At 54.1% G+C, this 18,172-nt stretch carries 14 protein-coding genes; 5 read left to right on the top strand and 9 right to left on the bottom strand.

Annotation, left to right across the window (positions count from 1 at the left end; genetic code table 11):
* Positions 1–221: 221 nt before the first annotated feature.
* Positions 222–1,649 (bottom strand): arylsulfatase, encoded by a 1,428-nt coding sequence (locus JIN87_RS19865; RefSeq protein ID WP_200357363.1) that lies wholly within the window; start codon positions 1,647–1,649, stop codon positions 222–224.
* A gap of 653 nt (positions 1,650–2,302) precedes the next feature.
* Between JIN87_RS19865 and JIN87_RS19860 the strand changes: the two genes are divergently transcribed.
* Positions 2,303–3,319 (top strand): helix-turn-helix domain-containing protein, encoded by a 1,017-nt coding sequence (locus tag JIN87_RS19860; RefSeq protein WP_200357362.1) that lies wholly within the window; start codon positions 2,303–2,305, stop codon positions 3,317–3,319.
* An 841-nt stretch (positions 3,320–4,160) separates the two neighbouring features.
* Here the strand turns inward: JIN87_RS19860 and JIN87_RS19855 are convergent.
* The gene (locus JIN87_RS19855; protein ID WP_200357361.1) at positions 4,161–5,591 is read right to left on the bottom strand and encodes an arylsulfatase; all 1,431 of its coding nucleotides are present in this window, start codon (positions 5,589–5,591) and stop codon (positions 4,161–4,163) included.
* A 638-nt stretch (positions 5,592–6,229) separates the two neighbouring features.
* On the opposite strand from JIN87_RS19855, the gene JIN87_RS19850 reads away from it, so the two are divergent.
* Positions 6,230–7,246, top strand: a complete 1,017-nt coding sequence (locus JIN87_RS19850) for a helix-turn-helix transcriptional regulator (RefSeq protein WP_200357360.1) — start codon at positions 6,230–6,232, stop codon at positions 7,244–7,246.
* A 346-nt stretch (positions 7,247–7,592) separates the two neighbouring features.
* Here JIN87_RS19850 and JIN87_RS19845 read toward each other — a convergent pair whose 3' ends face one another.
* The 7 genes from JIN87_RS19845 to JIN87_RS19815 are packed head-to-tail and all read right to left on the bottom strand — an operon-like array spanning position 7,593 to position 13,062.
* Positions 7,593–8,684, bottom strand: coding sequence for an AI-2E family transporter (locus JIN87_RS19845; RefSeq protein ID WP_200357359.1), 1,092 nt, complete (start codon positions 8,682–8,684; stop codon positions 7,593–7,595).
* 11 nt (positions 8,685–8,695) lie between these two features.
* The gene (locus JIN87_RS19840) at positions 8,696–9,190 is read right to left on the bottom strand and encodes a hypothetical protein (protein WP_200357358.1); all 495 of its coding nucleotides are present in this window, start codon (positions 9,188–9,190) and stop codon (positions 8,696–8,698) included.
* A gap of 7 nt (positions 9,191–9,197) precedes the next feature.
* Entirely contained in the window at positions 9,198–9,470 is a 273-nt protein-coding gene (locus JIN87_RS19835; protein ID WP_200357357.1) for a hypothetical protein, read from the bottom strand.
* Between the two features lie 21 nt (positions 9,471–9,491).
* A complete protein-coding gene (locus tag JIN87_RS19830; protein ID WP_200357356.1) occupies positions 9,492–10,103 on the bottom strand; it encodes a PqiC family protein in 612 nt (203 codons plus the stop codon).
* Positions 10,100–11,113 (bottom strand): MlaD family protein, encoded by a 1,014-nt coding sequence (locus JIN87_RS19825; RefSeq protein ID WP_200357355.1) that lies wholly within the window; start codon positions 11,111–11,113, stop codon positions 10,100–10,102. The genes JIN87_RS19830 and JIN87_RS19825 overlap by 4 nt, the downstream gene beginning before the upstream one ends.
* A gap of 21 nt (positions 11,114–11,134) precedes the next feature.
* Positions 11,135–11,917, bottom strand: coding sequence for an ABC transporter ATP-binding protein (locus tag JIN87_RS19820; protein ID WP_200357354.1), 783 nt, complete (start codon positions 11,915–11,917; stop codon positions 11,135–11,137).
* 2 nt (positions 11,918–11,919) lie between these two features.
* On the bottom strand, positions 11,920–13,062 hold the full coding sequence (locus JIN87_RS19815) for an MlaE family ABC transporter permease (protein WP_200357353.1): 1,143 nt from the start codon (positions 13,060–13,062) through the stop codon (positions 11,920–11,922).
* A gap of 187 nt (positions 13,063–13,249) precedes the next feature.
* On the opposite strand from JIN87_RS19815, the gene JIN87_RS19810 reads away from it, so the two are divergent.
* The 3 genes from JIN87_RS19810 (at position 13,250) to JIN87_RS19800 (ending at position 18,172) form a co-directional block, all read left to right on the top strand.
* Positions 13,250–14,710 (top strand): M48 family metalloprotease, encoded by a 1,461-nt coding sequence (locus JIN87_RS19810; RefSeq protein WP_200357352.1) that lies wholly within the window; start codon positions 13,250–13,252, stop codon positions 14,708–14,710.
* A 110-nt stretch (positions 14,711–14,820) separates the two neighbouring features.
* Positions 14,821–16,380, top strand: a complete 1,560-nt coding sequence (locus JIN87_RS19805; protein ID WP_200357351.1) for a phospholipase D-like domain-containing protein — start codon at positions 14,821–14,823, stop codon at positions 16,378–16,380.
* A gap of 532 nt (positions 16,381–16,912) precedes the next feature.
* Positions 16,913–18,172, top strand: coding sequence for a phospholipase A (locus JIN87_RS19800; protein ID WP_200357350.1), 1,260 nt, complete (start codon positions 16,913–16,915; stop codon positions 18,170–18,172).

Below are 18,172 nucleotides of genomic sequence, written 5' to 3'. Positions count from 1 at the left end.
ATGTCGAACGTTCGACATGAAACTGCGCAACCTTCGAGCAAGCGTCGCTTCTCCCTGGGCGCCAAAGCGGGGGGCTCCGGGCTTCCGCTGAGATCGTCGCCTCGTCCGCAACTGGCTACGAAGCAACGCAAAAGGCGACCAACCCGAATGGATTGGTCGCCCCTGAATGCTCACTGTCTAGTGGTACAAAAACGCTTTGTAATTATTTAATAACGAACAACCTAGTTCTTACCAGGCACGTAAGGATCTGGCGTGCCTTCCGCGATAGGCGGCTCTTCCTTGAGTGACCTGATGTGGTCGATGAGCACTTGGCTCGCTGGGTAGCGCACCCAGAGGTTGTGAGCAGTCAAACGGTTGCCACGTTCTTCCTTTGGATCCTGAAGCAGGTTGTAGAAGAGCGGAGTACCGTAGTTCACCACTGCATCCTCATCCAAGGTGCGGAGCTCCTTGAACATGAGCTTCCAGTCCCGCCACTTGACGCCGTAGACGTCTGTGCCGTTGTAGATGACCACTGACTCGCGGCCTGATTCAACCTTCTCGCCGAGCAAGAAGTCAGTTAGGTCAACACTGTCCATCTTACGATCAGTAGGCACTTTTCCGCCAGCAATGTTAGCGAAAGTGGCGAAGAGGTCCATCTCGTGAGTGATCTCGTTGGATACGCTGCGAGCTGGGATCTTGCCTGGCCACTGGATGAGGAAAGGCACACGAAGAGAAGCTTCTTGCCCAGTGAAGTAGGTTCCGCTCCAAGGACCGGCGAAGCCTTCATAAGGATCCATGCCTTCTGGACCATTGTCCGCAGTGAAGATGAAGATCGTATTGTCTGTTTCACCTGCATCCGCTACGGCCTTCTGTAGCTGACCTACATAGTGGTCGAGCTGAGCGAGCACGTCAGCGTATTCGCCATTACCAGTCTTACCCGCGAAATCCGAGTGCGGTTTGACTGGGAAGTGAGTCATCGTGTAAGGAATGAACAGGAAGAACGGCTTGTCCTCCTTCGACTTGCGCCCGATGTAATCTACAGAGCGATCAGTGATTTCTTTGTCGATTTTCGCACGCCACTCAGTGTCGTAGACGTCGAGCACTGTAGGCGTTTCACCCTTTTTCGCTTCCATGATATGAGCGAACTTGGCTTGCGGGTGAACTCCTTCTCGAAAGAGATCATTGTCCGGCCAGATACTCTCATCCGAGCTATTGGGAATGCCCCACCATTCATCAAATCCTTGATCGGTCGGATAGCGTCCCGGAGAGTCTCCCAAGTGCCACTTGCCAAACATGCCGGTGTTGTAGCCAACATCGGAGAGCATTTCCGCCATGGTATACTCCCACTGCGTCATGCCATAGAGACCGGCAGAGAGCGGTACCTTAGAAGTGCCTGAGCGGATCGCATAACGGCCGGTCATAATGGCCGAGCGACTGGGAACGCACTGGGACTCCACGTTGAAGTTGAGCAGCTTCATTCCATTATCGGCAATGGAGTCGATGTTCGGCGTAGGCGCACCACGTAGGACGCCCCCACCATAAGCTCCGACTTCCCCCCAACCGAAGTTGTCCATGAACACCATCACGATGTTCGGCTGCTCTTCCGCTTGAGCTCCAACTGCAAAAAGAAGCGAAGCAGCAGCGACTGTTTTTCGTATTATATTTTTCATATCTTATATTCCCTTTTTATTTCCCTGAATAAAATAACAACAAAAACAATATATCACCCAAATCATCACACCGATATAAGACCTTAGTCGTACTATTCCTAAAACATCATAACACAATCCCACAAACACACTACCCCCTACACTACAGTCACTTACAAACATTTATAAAAACAACAAACTCCCAATGTAAAAAACACTACAAAAACCCAATAAAAAAAACTCCAAACAACCACCAAAAAATCAAAACAACAATACAATATATAACTCCAAAAATTCCCCAATCTCTTTACTAGAAGTGAGCCCCCCAAAGCTCCTGCTCCTCTGCGATCCAGCATCGATGCCACCGAAGGGTAGGATACCCTTCCTTTGCCCCTCTTCAGACGGAGCGGTAGCCCAAGGCAGATACCGAGCTTGAATGACGTTTCTCATGGTTGAAATCAGACGCCTCACCTTCGTGGCGCTGCGAATTGTCAAAACCTTATCAAATCGCTTCGCCGTATTTCACCATCATTTGCGGCCAAATCGATTTCCGCCCCGCCCCCAGCCCTATGCTATCCAAGGACATAGGACCAAAGTCCTACAGCAGAGAATCGCTCCATGGGTTATTCTGAAAGAAAGAACACGAACAGCCCACAATCAAACCAAGCTCCACCATGAAAAGCTGCGAATTCGCCCAAATCGGATTCCTACATCCAATCCTCTCCAAGCTCCAGTCACACGGGGTAAACCTCTCTCCCTACATACAGAACGCCGGAATCGAGATCTTCGACCTGCAGAATCCCGAAACCTACATCCCCCTCCATCTCTACGAAAAGTTCCTCAATCAAATCTCCCGCAAACAAGGCATCGCAAACATCGCGAACGAGTTCCACTCCCAGATCCACCTTGGCAGCTGCTCCGAATTCGGGGAATTGATCTCCGGGCAGACCTCCCTCCTAAATGTCTGCCAAAAGGCCGTGAAATTCCCCAACGTCGTCTTCACCAACGAGAGACTTCGGTTCACCACCCACGGTAGAATTTCAAAACTCGAGCAATGGTTCGTGAACTTTGATGAAAAGCGGACCAGCCAACTCACAGGCATCGACAACGCCATCATGTTCAACGCCTTCAAACTTTACCTGGGCGAGGATTGGGAACCCGTCGAATTACATTATCAAAACGACACCGCGTTGGACATCTCCAAGTATTTCCCAAACGCAAGAAAGACCCGGGTGCGGACGGGCATGCCTTCCACCGCGATCGTTTTCGAAACCGATCTCCTCACCCGCAATTCCAACGGAAACGATAGACTGAGCTCGACGCCGGAACCGGATTTTTCAATCCCCGCCTCCGCCTCCGACAAGATTGAAATCCTGCTCACCCAGACTTTGCCCGGGATGGTCCCCTCAATCCGAGAGGCAGCGGAGATGCTCGACACCTCCGAACGCACTCTGAGGCGGGCCCTCGCCGAGGAATCCTGCACCTTCGCCGAACTGGTGGATGATTGGCGCCGCAAGGAAGCTCTGAGAAAGGTCAACGACAACCGAGTTCACATTGACGATATTTCCGCATCCCTCGGCTACCTAAACCCATCCGCATTTTTCCGCGCCTTCAAACGCTGGACCAACTTCACCCCCAACCGCTACCGCGACCTTGACCCAGAGCGCCAAGCCCTAGCCATGGCCAGCTAAACACTCCCCAACGGGAATCGCTAAGCCAATGGCCCTTGGACAACGGCGGCCACCTTCTCCTCTCACGCCCATCATAGCCCCATAGACTTCCTTCCCTTCCCAACCAACCACCCCGTAACCCCAAACACCGCACCACGCCCCCTTCTCACTCCCAAGCGCGCTCAAAGACCGATTGCGCAGTTTCATGTCGAACGTTCGACATGAAACTGCGCAACCTTCGGGTAAGCGTCGCTTCTTCTGGAGCGTCAAAGCAGGTGGTTCCGGACTTCTGCTGAAGTCGTCGCCTCGGCCGCAAGTGGCGACGAAACAACGCAAAAAAAGCAAGTTCTTCATCATTTTGCGGGGAAAGCGTGCCTGATTGGCAGCAGCTTGCATAGCTGTTCAACGTGGCGGACCAGTTGCATGTCATCTTGCTGGAGCCCTGCAGCCAGCCGATGGCTTCGCGGCGCACTCCGCAGCCCGGACAGCATGCCCTGCGCTCCGTAAGCTCCACGCAGAGCCGAGATCCAGCAAGTCGCTGTCGCGAACCCTGCGACTCACGGTATCGTGGACTTGGAGACAGACTTGGGAGCAACCGCCGCAAAAGGCGACACCGCTGGGGCGAAGGCGAACAGAGCAGGCGCTCCTGCTCAAGCAAGTCCAAGACGATTACGCTACCGCCTTTCCACTGCACTTGAGGATTTAACCGCTTCCTACAGGAGATTTCGTAAAGAGTAAACTCTCCCCGCAAAATGGCGACGAAACAACGCAAAAGGCGACCAACCCGAATGGATTGGCCGCCCCCGATATGATACGAATATCGCTAAGAACGATAGTTGCTATTCTTACTCCAGAACCGAACCTAGTTGCTCGCTGGCACGTAAGGATCCGGCGTACCCATCTTGATCGGTGGCTCCGCTGCGAGAGATGCCTTGTGAGCTACGATCTTCTTGAAGATAACTGGAAGCACCCAGTAGGCTCGTTCGCCCCCGTCGCGGCCGCCGAACTTGACCAAGTCGTACTGCTCTTTCGGATCGGTAGGAATGTGGTACAAGCGGGGCATGCCTGGAGTCATGATGTTGTCGCCCATTGTTTCGTTGGTGAGCGTCAACACCTTCCAGTTACGCCATTTGTAGCCGTAGAAGCGCGCGCCGTTGTAGATTGGGAAACCTTCACGAGCTGAGTCCGCAGATTCGCCGCTGAAGTGAGCGATCTGGTCTACACCGTCGATGATACGGTCTTGAGGAACATCACCACCGGCAATCTTAGCCAATGTTGGGTAGAAGTCAGTGATGTGTACGATTTCGTTGCTCACAGATCCTGCCTCTATCTTTCCAGGCCAGCGGATGAGACATGGCGTTCTCAAACCACCTTCATAAGGCGTGAAGTAAGTACCTCTCCATGGGCCAGCCGTACCAGCGTGCGGCCAGATTTCTTCTGGTCCGTTTTCGCTGAGCCAGATGACGATCGTGTTGTCGCGGATGCCGAGATCATCGATCGAGTCGAGTACGCGGCCAACATTGTAGTCCATGTTGGAGAGCATGTCCGCCCAACGACCATTGCCTGTCTTACCTTCAAACTCCTCGCTTGGCATGCCTGGAACGTGCGGCAGCGTGTAAGGAACGTATGCGAAGAATGGCTTATCCTTGTTCGCGTTGCGCTCCATGAACTCGATCGTCTTGTCCGTGAGAACATTGTCCATCTCACCACGCACCTCACGAGTGTAAGTCATGACCGTCTTGGGTGTCTCACCACGCTTCGACTCCATCACAACAGAGGGTGACGCCACTTCAGGATCGTACTCGAATCCTTCCGTATAAGTCGCTTCGTCAGTGGTGTTGGGAATTCCGTACCATTCGTCGAAGCCCTGGTCCGTCGGGAAACGGCCTGGAGTATCGCCCAAGTGCCACTTTCCATACATGGCCGTAGTATAGCCTTGCTCCGAAAGCGTCTCCGCCATCGTTTCCTCCCATTGGGTCATCCCGTAAAGCATACCCCATACAACACTATGCGTACCGGAGCGAATCGGGTGACGACCTGTCATCAGAGCTGAACGAGACGGCACGCACTGGGCTTCCACGTTAAAGTTAAGGAGCTTCATTCCCTCGCTCGCTAATCCATCGATGCGCGGTGTTTCCGCCCCGCGGAGGATCCCCCCTCCGTAACAGCCAACTTCGCCCCAGCCCAAGTTGTCTTGGACCATCAAAACGATATTCGGCTTTTCTTCGGCCTGCGCCCCCATCGCCAAAAGAAGCGAGGCGGCAGCTAAGCATTTACGTATTGGATTTTTCATGACATTTTACTTTCTCTATATTTATTCCACTAAACTAAGAACACGAACATCATAACAAACCTACAAAACCAAATATATAAGACCTTAGTCCTACACAAAAAAGATGCATACAACTACAGACCAACAGGTTACAAAAAAAACACCACCAATCACACATAAGATATATACCAACAATATATAACATTGTTAATACACACTCTAAAATTAATACTATACCCGGTCTTTATTCGCGTCTGAAGAGCTCAGCTATAGTTCCTGACGACGTGCACCGACTCCCAACAGGAAGACTGGCCAACGCCAAAGTGAGACTGGAACATCGTTTTTCATGACTGTTATTTAAAAACCCGTTTCTGCATGGAAGCCCTCTGATGGATGACCTCAGAGAGCGAAACGTGTGATTTGACCAGATATTAGCAGATTGACCTCACTCGTCTTCTACCAATAGCGGCCAAATCCTTAGACTGCCCCCGAAGCGCTCCCAGAGCGATTCATTCGCCAAGTCCCTGCCCAATCCTAACAGAGAGGCCGCCCGGACGAACAACTTCAGAGCATTGGACTAAAGTCCTACAGCCACCATCGGGTATCTCACGCTACAATGAGTCAGAAATTGAACAGCCAACAGCTCTATCCCGTGACTCATGAAGCACATCGAATTTGCCCAAATCGGATTTTTGCACCCCATACTCTCTGGCCTTGAGTCAAGCGGGGTAAACCTCACGCCGCTCGTCCGTCGAGCTGGCATCGAAGCGTTCGACCTTCAAGACCCAGAGTGCTACATACCCTTTCACTTGTACGAGGGCTTGCTCGAGCAAATCCACCACCGCCACGGTATCCCTGATCTCGCGAGCGAATTCCAAGAAAAGCTACATATCAGCAGCTGCGCGGAATGGGGCGAAATGCTCGCCCGCCGCTCTTCCATGCTCAGCGTCTGCCAAAAGGCAGTGAAATTCCCCAATGTCGTTTTTACAAATCAGCGGATGCGGATTGAGACCCATGGCAAAATCTCGAAATTCGAGCAATGGTTTGCCAATCCTGGCACATCCGGAAGAAGACATGTCGTCGATATCGACAACGCGTTGACCCTCAATACTTTCAAAAATATCATAGGCGACGATTGGGAGCCAATCGAAGTGCATATCCAGAGTGACACCGCCTTCGATATCACTCAGTTCTTTCCAAATGCGAAAAGGACGCGGGTGAGGACCGGCATGCCGACCTCCGCCGTCATCCTTGACACTCACCTCCTTGCTCAAAACGGCCACGGTAGCGAAGATCTGGCCAGCGTAACGGAACAGGATTTCTCGCCTCCCCGCTCAGTGGCCGACAAGGTGGAAATCTTGCTCAGGCACACTCTTCCAGGGGTGGTCCCATCCATCAGGGAGGTCGCCCTAATGCTCAACACCTCTGAACGCAGCTTGAGACGGGCCCTTGCCGAAGAGGCCTGCACCTTCGCCGAACTTGTGGACAACTGGAGACGCGAGGAAGCCCTGAAGAAGATCCATGAAGGCAGGTTCCAAATCGACGAGATAGCCGACTTCCTCGGCTATTTGAATCCTCCAGCTTTTTTCCGCGCCTTCAAACGTTGGACCAACTTCTCGCCCAATCGCTATCGCGATCTTGATCCAGATTTTCAGATCCAAGCCATGGCCAGCTAGAGATCCGCGACCCCAAAGCGTCTCGAGAAGCGAGAATGGTAGCGGCCGTTGTCCTCAACGGCCATATCGATGGTTCGCCAAAGCCTGCGCGAATACCAGCTAGGACAAACGAACTCCGCCTCGAGAGAAAAAGAATCATCACCAAATGCAGTGGAAGAGAACCCAACCGTTGGAGTTCCGCCTTTAGGTGGCAACCCCAAGCAGCGAAAACCGATAAGCCCGCTGAAGCGGGAACAGTTGCTCCAACAGTCTCGGCTCAAACAGCAATCCACTGCATTTGGTGATAAACCAAGCAAAAGCGGCGCTCGCCTTTCAACGATTACGCCGCCCCAAAGATCCGCCCAAGCTACACCGGCTTCCTCACATCCGTGAGCAAAGTACTGTCTTTGGCGATGATTACCGAAACCCATTTCAAGTGGTCGAAATTAGAGAACACGATCGCAATGCACACCGTGATCGGCACCGCCAAAAACATCCCCACGATCCCCCACAGCATTCCCCAGAAGGTCAGAGAAACGATCAAGCCGAAGGGGCTCATGTTGAGCGTACGCCCCGTCATCGCCGGCTCGATGAAGTTGCCGATGATGATCTGAATCGCAGCCAATAGCCCCACCACAGCCAGGATCGGCGTGGGCGAGTCGTACTGGATGAAGGACAACAGCGACGGAAAAATCACCGCCAGGATCGAGCCCACCGTCGGAATGAAATTCAACAGGAAGACCAGCAAGCCCCAGAAAGGAGCGAAGTCGAGCCCCCACCAAGCCATCACGGCGTAGCTAAGCACCGCCGTCAGCAGGCTAATCACCGTCTTGATGTACAAATACATGTTCAGCCGCCTGACGATACGGTCCAAGAGTATCCGCGGACGCTCGACCTTACCGCTGAACAACAAGCCTAACTTGTCCCTAAAGTACCGTTGCTCGGCCAAAAGAAACGCCACGTAGATCAACATCAGAAACAGCCCCGACGCCAAGCTTCTCACCTGAGTCCCCACCTTCGTGGCGAATTCCCAGAGATTGATCCGCCCCAACAGCTCGTTCAAGTCGACCACTTCCGATCCAGGGACCACTTGCGAAATACGAATGATCAAGGCGTTCAGCTTCTCTTGGTAGCGCGGCATCGCTTCCGCCAATGCCGGAAACTGCTGGGAGACGATGACGTAGATCGAAAGATTCGCCGCGAGCAAAAGCAGGATCGAAAGAACCAAGCAAACCGGCTCCGGCAATCGCTTCCCCGCGATCGACAGCAGCGACAGCTTGGTCTTCAGCACGTTGATCAAACTCCAGATAAAGACCGAGAAAATCAAAGGGACGATAAACTTCTGCCCCACAACCAGCCCCGTCAAGATGATCGCAAGAATCACCAAGCCTTCCAACAACGACGGCGTGCGGGACAGGCCCTTTCGTTCTTCGCCTAAAACGTTTTCAGCAGTATCCATAACACTGATCCTCAATTGGGTTTCCGGCGCCTCAGCAGCCTGATCAAAAAACCTACGATCGCGGAGATCGTACCAAAATCGACCCGGCTACCAACCAAGCCCTTGCCAGCTCCCACCAACTCACGGATCGAGCCGACGTCGCTTTTCACTTTTCCGATGGAAGCCCGTACCTCCTCGACATCTCCGGAGACCTCGTTGAAGGCCGTGTCCCGAATCTCACGCACCATCTTTTCATCCGCCTTCGGACCCATGCTAGCAGCCCAAAGACCGAGCAGAACGGCGATCGCAAGATTCCCTCCGCCTACCATCAACGCCGACTTCACACCACCGTATTCAGGCATCAACGACATGTAGGCCGCTACATTCACCATCGCGATCGTGATCAGCAGAAAAGAGAGAGCCAGAGCCAGGAAAACCAAGGTCGTCACCCACCGGCGCGTGGAAATCTGAAACAGCGTAGCCTGAGCCCGCGCTAGAATCCTTAGTTTGAGTATTGTTTTTTCCATGACAACGTTACTTTAAAAGCCGCCCCAACATCACGCCTAAGCTGAAGACCATAAGGGCGGACACCGCCGGACGCTTTTTCGCCTCTTCTTCCAGTAGGTCGAAAAGCTCGTCGAGTCCCTCCTTCAGTCTATTCACTTGCTTAGATTCGCTTCCAAGCTCCTCGACAGGTTCGGCATCTGGACCGTCGACCGGTCCAGAGCCAAACTCCCTCGCTTCGAGGTCAGCCAACTGCTTTTGCAGTCGAGCCAACTCCTCCTCCACACTTTCCTTCCCTGCCATTGGTCAGCAACTTGTTTGAATTTACTTTTCTAGCGACTGGACCGCTGCCGAAACCTCGACGCTCCAGCTCTTTACCAGGCGATTGATCGCTCCGACATAGCCTTCATACCCTACTCCCGCGCTTTCCGTCAGGTTCGAGTAAAACTCCCGGGTTTGCTCGGAATCGTTCACGCTGATCCACCAGCGCACTTGCAGCTTCACCTCGCCTTCGAGGTCGCCATCCAGCTTCTCAACGCTCGCGCCGACCCGGTAGTCCCAGTCCAAACCAGGACGATCCTTGATCCGGCTCACTCGCACGCCTTCAAGCTCGCTGGCCATACCAGCCACCAACACGCGGGCAATTCCCTCGTCCAGCGGCTCGCTCCAGCGGTGCTCGCCCGACTGCCGCATCTCGTAAGAAGGAAGCTGAGTGACAACCCCCGAGTAATCGAGATACTTCGGAATCCGTATCATGTTAACCACTACTGTAGTGGATGCGTCGTCACCTTGACTGGATGCCCGTTCCTCAGCTTCGAGAGCGTAGAAGCGTGTCGTGTCCGGCTTCGGTTTTAGCAGGTCGTTTGTCAAGCAGCCAGAGAGCAACAAGGCCGTCACGCCCATGGCTACCATTCGAATGCAAGCTCTGTATTTCATTTCGAAGATTCCTTTCCTTTTCCTGTTAGGAGAGCGTTAGGATTACGCTCCAAGTATTCTAAAAGCTCTTTCAAGGCCCGAGCAGAGTCGGACACGTTTTCCAAGGTCTCGGTCGTCTCGTAGTAGACGACCCCTTCCGGATCCAACCACTCGTTGGCGTTGCTCGCGACCGTCTCCAGTTCGCCGATCAAACCATCAAGCTTCTCCGCGATATTGCCCAAGCTCTCGAAAGCGGCGTCACTCTCTGTATTGAGCTTGCCTGAGAATTGCTCCAGGTTCGCCATCGTCTTGCCGAAGTCGTCGAGCCCTTGCTGCACCGCCGGCTTGGCCAGAGCGTTGCGCCCTTCGCTCAAGAACGCGTTGGCACTTGCCGAGAGACGGTCGATCTGTGCCGCTTGGATCGCCGCACGAGCGTCCTTGATCACAAGCGTCACCTCGTCGATCAGCGTGCTCACGTCAGCCGAACCTACGTTGTTGGCCAGAGCGATAAGCGACTCCATAGCCACCGCGAGTTCCCCCGATACCGTTGGCACCGAGATGTACTCCGCAAAACGCTCATCATTGATCTGAAACCCTTCGTCACGGTCCTTGTCGAAATGCAGCTGCACGTAGAGCAACCCAGTGACCATGCTGGCCATCTGCAGCTCAGCCACCGCACCGCCGGATACGAATTGCCTCATACGCTCTTCGTATTCGTCTTCACCGAAGTCGACACCGAGCAAGCTCTTCAGCAAGTCCATGTCCAAGTTGAAGATGACCGGAATACAAACCTCGCCCGTCTCGTCGATCCGATGCAGCAGCACCTGTTCGACCGAGCCGACTTCTACGCCATAGGCTTTCACCTTAGCTCCGACTCTCAGCCCGTTGGTCGAGCCTTGGAAGGTCGCCATCATCGGATAGGTCTCCTTGTTAAATGCGCCAGAGCCGAAGATGATGATCGCAGCCAGGGCCATTAAAGCCGCTACGCTCACAAAAACTCCGATCGCAAAGAAATTCGCTTTCTTGCTCATTTGAATGCTCCTTTTCTAATTTTAATCACCAATTGCATTGAGTTCACCTCTTCTTAAAAAGTTACGGATCATAGGATTCTCACAGTGATCACGAAGGTGCTTCGGATTGCCAGTAGCGCCCAAAGTCCGCGTGTTCACATCCAAGAAAATCGAGTTGTTCCCGATGAGGAAAATGCTCTCCAGCTCGTGGGTCACCACCACTGTGGTCATCTTCAGATTCGAGCTTAGCTCTAGAATCATCTCATCGAGACGCCGGGCGCTGAGCGGATCCAAGCCCGCTGAAGGCTCGTCGAGAAACAGCACCTCAGGATCGAGAGCCAACGCTCTCGCAACCCCGGCCCGCTTAGCCATACCGCCACTGATTTCGGACGGATAAAAATCTTCAAAACCGGAAAGCCCGACCAGCGAGAGCTTGTAGCGAGCGATGCTCTCCGCCTCGCGATCGCTGTAGCTGGCAAATTGCTTCAACGGCAAGATCACGTTCTCCGCCAACGTCATCGATGACCAAAGAGCTCCGCTCTGATACATCACTCCGCAACGTCGCACCATCTGTTCACGTCCGCTCGCACTCGCCTTAACGAAAGACTCGCCACGGTACAGAATGTCGCCCTTAGCAGGCTCGTTGAGCCCGATCAAATGCCGCATCATCGTCGACTTGCCGCAACCGCTGGCTCCCATGATTATGAATACATCCCCCTCGTACACCTTGAAGTTGAGATCCTTCATCAGCACGAAGCTGCCATAAGCCATAGTCAGGTCCTGAACCTCTATGTGCAGCTTTTTTTCCTGTTCTTGCTTAGACATATTCAAAATCCAACTACTTGAAAGACGAAGGCGAACATCGCGTCGCACACGATTACCCAACTGATTCCGGAAACCACCGCCTTAGTCGCCGCGGTCCCTACCGCCGACGAGCTGCGCCCGCTGAACATGCCGTAGTAGCAACCAGTGCCGGCCACGATGATTCCGAAGAAGAATGACTTGATAATCCCCCTGAGGATGCCCCTCAGGTCAAGAGTACCCGTAAGCTCCACCCAGTACTCAACCGGGCTGATATCAAACTGAAGCGCTACGATAAACCCTCCAAGACAACCGAAGAAATCCGCGAACAAAGTCAGCAATGGCATCATCAAGATCAGAGCCAAAGCGCGCGGCACCACCAAGTACTCCATCGTGGAGAGCCCGAGCGTATCCAAAGCGTCGATCTCCTGATTAACCTTCATGCTACCGAGCTGGGCCGCAAACGCCGCTCCCGTGCGGCCACTCATGATCACGCCGGTCATCAAGCAACCAAGCTCCCAAGCGACCGCCACGCCAACCAGATCGACCATATAGATCGTCGAGCCAAACGCCTGCAGCTGCGTGCCTCCCACAAACCCCAGGATAACGCCCACCATGGTCGAAATCAGAGCCACGATCGGCAAGGCCTTCACCCCGCAATCTTCCAGACACATCCAAAAGTCGCGTCCCCTGAAACGAGCCTTGCCCATCACCAGGCGCACCAGCGAACGCATCAGCTCGCCCGTAAATTCGTAGACCTGACGCTTCTCGCCTTGGCGGGCCATGAACAGGCGGCCAATCCGCTCGAAGACGTCCTGGTCGCTCTCGACCTCCTTCTCTTTCTTAGGCGCCGCCAACGCGAGACGCATCAAGGAGACCGCTTGCGGCGAAAGACCATCAAAGTCAACGACCAGCCCCTCAGCTTCCGCGAGACGTACCCAATCCAGCAAAGTGGCCAACTGCAAAGGACGGTCGCCCCTGACTCCCTCCCCCTTGAAGGCGACGACATCGCCCTCAGAGCACTTTGACAGCTTCTCTTTATAGGAGCGTTCGCGACTCGGCAGTTGATCCGCCTCAGACCACCCCTCGCCCAACTGGACGACAAGATTACCGGTCTGGTAGGATAGCCACTCCTGGCGATCTGGATTGTTTGTGTCTGTTAAACTCATCGTTAAGGGAATCGCCGGGGTTTGCGGGGTAATTCACCGCTCGCGTCGTCCGGCCCCAATAACATAGCCCAAATTGCAAAAGGGCGAAATACGACTTTAGTCTAATATACTTTGTAGGATGGATTTGCGAAGATCTAGCCACTCAAACGGGGGGCTCTCTCCCATCCAATCCAACACCCAACAAATCATGGTTTCGCTTAATACATCCCTTAACACAGCAGTCGCCTTTTCCAAAAAGACCGGACTTCTATTAACAGCGCTCGCCGCCTTGAGCCTCCCACAAGCCAACGGCCAAAGCGTCGATGTCGATAAACAGCTAGGAGCCCAGAACTCCGTCATCGTCGAAGCCCAAATGGGAGTCTACGACGACGCAGAACTTCGAGCCTGGGTAAACGCCGTCGGCTACAAGCTCGTCACCCATCTCGAGGACAAGCGCTTCAAGTTCAGCTTCAAGGTCATCGACGACCCTATGCCAAACGCCTTCGCCCTCCCAGGCGGATACATCTACGTCACCCGCGGTATCCTCTCTCTTGTTACAAACGAAGACGAGCTGGCCTGCGTCATGGCGCACGAAATCATCCACGTCACCGAACGGCACTCAGTTAAGCAAATGAGAAAGAGCCTCTTCCCTCGTCTGCTTGAAGTTCCAGGAAACATCGTCGGAAATGTAGTGCACGACGACCTCGGCAACCTGATCAACGCCCCCATCTCCACCAGCAACAAGCTCCTGCTCTCCAGCTACAGCCGCGGTCACGAAAAGGACTCCGACATGATGGGCATCACCCTCGCTCGCAAAGCAGGCTACGACCCCACCGCCATGGGCCGCATCTTAGACCGCCTCTCCAAGGCCGTCGAAATCCTCACCCAAGAAAAAGAGAAGCGCGGCTACTTCGACGACCACCCATTCACACCGGACCGGGTCAAGGCCATCTACAAGAGGTCCCAAAAGCTCGACCCAATCGCCAAAGTCGAATCGGTCGACGCGCCAGAGGCTCTCGACGGCATGACCTTCGGGCTCAATCCCGCCAAAGGTATCTTCCGCAAGAACACCTTCCTGCATCCAGACCTCAACTTCACCATCTCCTTTCCGGAAGACTGGGTCACCACCAACCAAGCCAACTCCATCGGCGGCGTCCACAAAAGCCAGCTCGGCGCCCTCTTCGTGGGTTTGACCGACCAGAACAAACCGCTTCTCGACCAAGCCAATACATTCATTTCCAAAAACAGACTCGACGCAGGGCCAGACGTCACCACCCCCACGCCCTACACGCTCAACGGAAACAACGGATACCTCGTCTCCCTCGTCGACGACTCAGGAAAGCAACCCATGAGCCTGCACATCCTTTGGACCGAGCTCGGCGGCAACAAGTACCAGCTCATCGGATTCGCGCCCTACGGCGTTGGAGAAGATCTCAAAACCATCGCCAACAGCTTCCGCCTCCTCACCAGAACCGAGAGAAATTCAATCCACCAAAACATCATCACGCTCGCCCAACCCAAGGTAGGCGAATCAGTAGAAGACTTCCACACGCGTCTCGGCGGCGAATTCTCGCCTCGAGTCACGAGAATCATCAACGGCCTCGCTCCCGATCAGGAGACTACCGACGGCAACATAATGAAAATCGTGAAAAGAGTTCAGTACCGCTGAGAACGTGTCCCAAACACATGAAGGCCGCGCCTCCGCAACGAGGGCGGCCTTTTCGTTGAACTGAAAAGACTTCGCCCACAAGCTCCGGAAAGCTCGCCATCTTCAATCAGATGAATCCAAACATTCGATACGGAAGGAACCTTTTCCTCCTCCTTTGCCTCACATTGGCGGCGTTCCTCTCCGGCTGCGTATCCTTCAAGGCAAACCACCCCACCCTTGAGCCCGCTCCCGCCCGGGCAGACACCCGCATCGCCCTCGCTCTGCAAGAGCTGACCGACGCCCACCCCGGCGAATCCGGCTACTACCTCCTCCCCGACGGTGCCGATTCCTTCCTAGCCCGCATCGCCGCCATCGAGCTGGCGGAAGACAGCATCGAAGCCCAATACTTCATCTTCAAAAACGATCTCACCGGCCGCCTCTTCCTAGATCGACTCCTCGCCGCCGCCGACCGCGGCGTCAAGGTGCGGCTCATCGTCGACGACCTGGCCAAAACCTGGAAAGACCGCTACCTCGCAGCCGCAGTCGTCCACCCAAACTTCGAGCTACGGCTCTTCAATCCCGCCACCCGCATCGGATCCGTACGCATCCTTCACGACCTAGCAAAGGTCGCCAAGATGCACCGCCGCATGCACAACAAGCAACTCGTCATCGACGGAAAGCTCGCCATTATCGGAGGACGCAACATCGCCAACGAATACTTCGGCGCCTCCGACCGAAACGTTGTCGACCTAGACTCCATCGTCATCGGCGAAATCGTTCCCGACTTCTCCCGGATCTTCGAAGACTACTGGGCCTACTCCCTCTCCGTCCCCGTCGAAAAGGTCGCTCTGCAAAAGAAGCTCTCGCAGGAAAAGCACGACGAATTTCGGGCACAGCTAGCCGAGTGGAATGAAAGCGAAGAGACGCAAGCCTACCTCGACCGCATCCAACAAGAAACGCTCCTGCCAAACCTGAACCAGCGCGCCATCCCCTTCTACTGGGGAAAAGCGTACGTCTACGCAGACGATCCGAAAAAGCTAGATAACATCCGCTACAACGAGGACACCCACCTCATGCCCGACCTGATTCCCTACGCTGAAGAGGCCGAGGAATCCATGCTCCTCATCTCCCCCTACTTCATCCCTGGCCGCAAAGGCAGCGAATGGCTCGGCGCAATCGCAGAGAAAGGCGTCAACGTGGCCGTGGTGACCAACAGCCTCGACTCGAACGACCACCCGCTCGTCCACTCCGCCTACATGAAGTACCGCAAGCGGCTGCTAAAGTCCGGTGTCCAACTTCTGGAGACAAACGCAATCGCTGGCGGGAAGGAAAGCGATCCTCGTCTACGCGACTTTAGCGCCGGCTCCCTCCTACATACCAAACTTTTCATCATCGACAAACACTACGTCATGATCGGCTCCACCAACCTCGACCCACGCTCTAGACTCCTCAACACAGAGCTAATGACCGTATTCGAATCCCCCAAACTGGCAGCTAATATCATCGATATCTGGCAGCTGGAATCCGACGGCAAATTCTGGGAGCTCAAACTTGGAGAAAACGAACAAATCGTCTGGCAGGAAAACTCCGACGCTCCCGCAGAACCTGTTTCCATCGAGCCCGGCACGACCTGGTGGGAGAGACAAAAGCTACGCCTCCTCAGGCTCATCCCCATCGAAGAACAGCTTTAGACTCTCTCGTATTAACATTTCAACCACAGCAACACGCCCTCAGTTTTCTCGTACAACCAAAGTCCTATATAAACAGGATCAAAAATACGTGATACTGCGCACAGTGAAAAAAACGCAGTTTCTTAATCGCATACTAATTAGCTCCAACGCCGAATCCGAAGTTCAAAACAACCTCGCGAGCGGAGTCCACGTATCTCCCGTAGTAAGCCTAGCGCCCGACTACAACGACAACCATATCCTGAAAAATCGCATCGCCAGTGAAACACGGATCAATCCAATAGAGAAAACCGATAGCCCCTAATCCCTCGTCGTATCGCCATTCTTTATACAGGGGAATTGCCTTTATCGGAATTCCACTGCATTTCACTCTACCTAGCCGCACGAAAACGCCTCGAAACGAACCATCGCGAGCGCCTTCGTTGCAATCCGACCACTTTTGTGACAATTTGGGCTCAAAGCCGCAAGACACCTTCTAACCAAAGGCAGACCCTCTGCCCTACCTAAACCACTACCATCCCGAAAATAAATCCAGATGGAATCCTATAGCTCCCCCTCAAGCCCGAAGGCTCTACCCTTCGGAACCCAAATAGCATGCCTGCTTTTGCTCGCTCTCAGCGCAACCGCCGCCCTCGCCGACACCCTGCAAAGCTATCTCACTCCCGCCACCGAGACGGTCGAGCAAGGAGCCACTCTCACGATCCGCCTCGAACTCGCGAACCTCGGGGATTCCTCAGAGCAAATCGCAATTGACCAGTCACTCGACCTCACCCTCACCAACCAAGACGGTTCACAACATCTTACCGCCACTTTGCAAGACTCCCTCGCTGCAAGCGCTCAAGAGCTCGCCTCTTTCGCTTCCACCGTTTTTCACTACGAACTGCAGCTCCCCAGCGACGCGACTGGGCTCTGCTCCATCTCAAACGCCAGCAGTCGCTTTCTGCTCAACATCCAGCCCAACGCAGTTCCCCAACCCGAGCCCACTCCCGTTGCCAAAAAGAAAGAGAAGAAGAAAAAGACCGTCGTCGACCCCTTCCGCGAGCTCGAGCAAAACCCGCACCTCTGGGTCGGCGCCGAGTCCGACGTAGTCTCCATCTACGAACCCTCCTATTTCGACATCGGGGCCAGCGAGTTCCTCAACTCCAAATTTCAACTCAGCCTCAAGTACCGAGCCTTCTCCTCGCAAGGAGCCCTTGCCAAACGAAACAAGTGGGTCTCGAACATATTCTTCCGCTACACTCAGACCTCCCTCTGGGACCTAGAGTCGGATTCCGCCCCATTCATCGACACCTCCTACAAGCCAGGCTTCTTCTATTTGCAAAGCATGGGCGACGAAAATAGTCCGCTCCGCTCCATTGAATGGGGAGCCAACCACCAGTCCAACGGACGCGATGGGCCGGAGTCACGCTCCACCAACTACATCTACTTCAAACCGATGTTCAAATGGGACTTCGAGCCCTACTACGTTTCAGCCGGAGCCAGAATCTGGGCGTACGTAGAAAACGACGACAAAACCAACGGGGACATAGCCAACTACTGGGGCAACTTCGACGCCTTCTTCGCTTTCGGAAAGCAATCGAGCTACCAATTCGTCGCAAAAGCGCGAACCGGCGACCAATGGAACAAAGGACGCGTCCAGCTCGAGTTCTTCTACCCGCTTCATAAAGCCGGATTCGAAAACCTGCCGATTCACCTACACGCGTCCTATTTCTACGGATACGGAGAATCCCTCCTTAACTACAACGTGAAAGACTCGCGGCAACTGCGCATCGGATTCGCCCTCAGCCAATACTAG

Source organism: Pelagicoccus mobilis (genome assembly GCF_016595505.1).
Lineage (GTDB): Bacteria > Verrucomicrobiota > Verrucomicrobiia > Opitutales > Opitutaceae > Pelagicoccus > Pelagicoccus mobilis.
The sequence above is the reverse complement of the archived record's forward strand: the minus strand, read 5'-3'. Positions and strand labels throughout refer to the sequence as shown.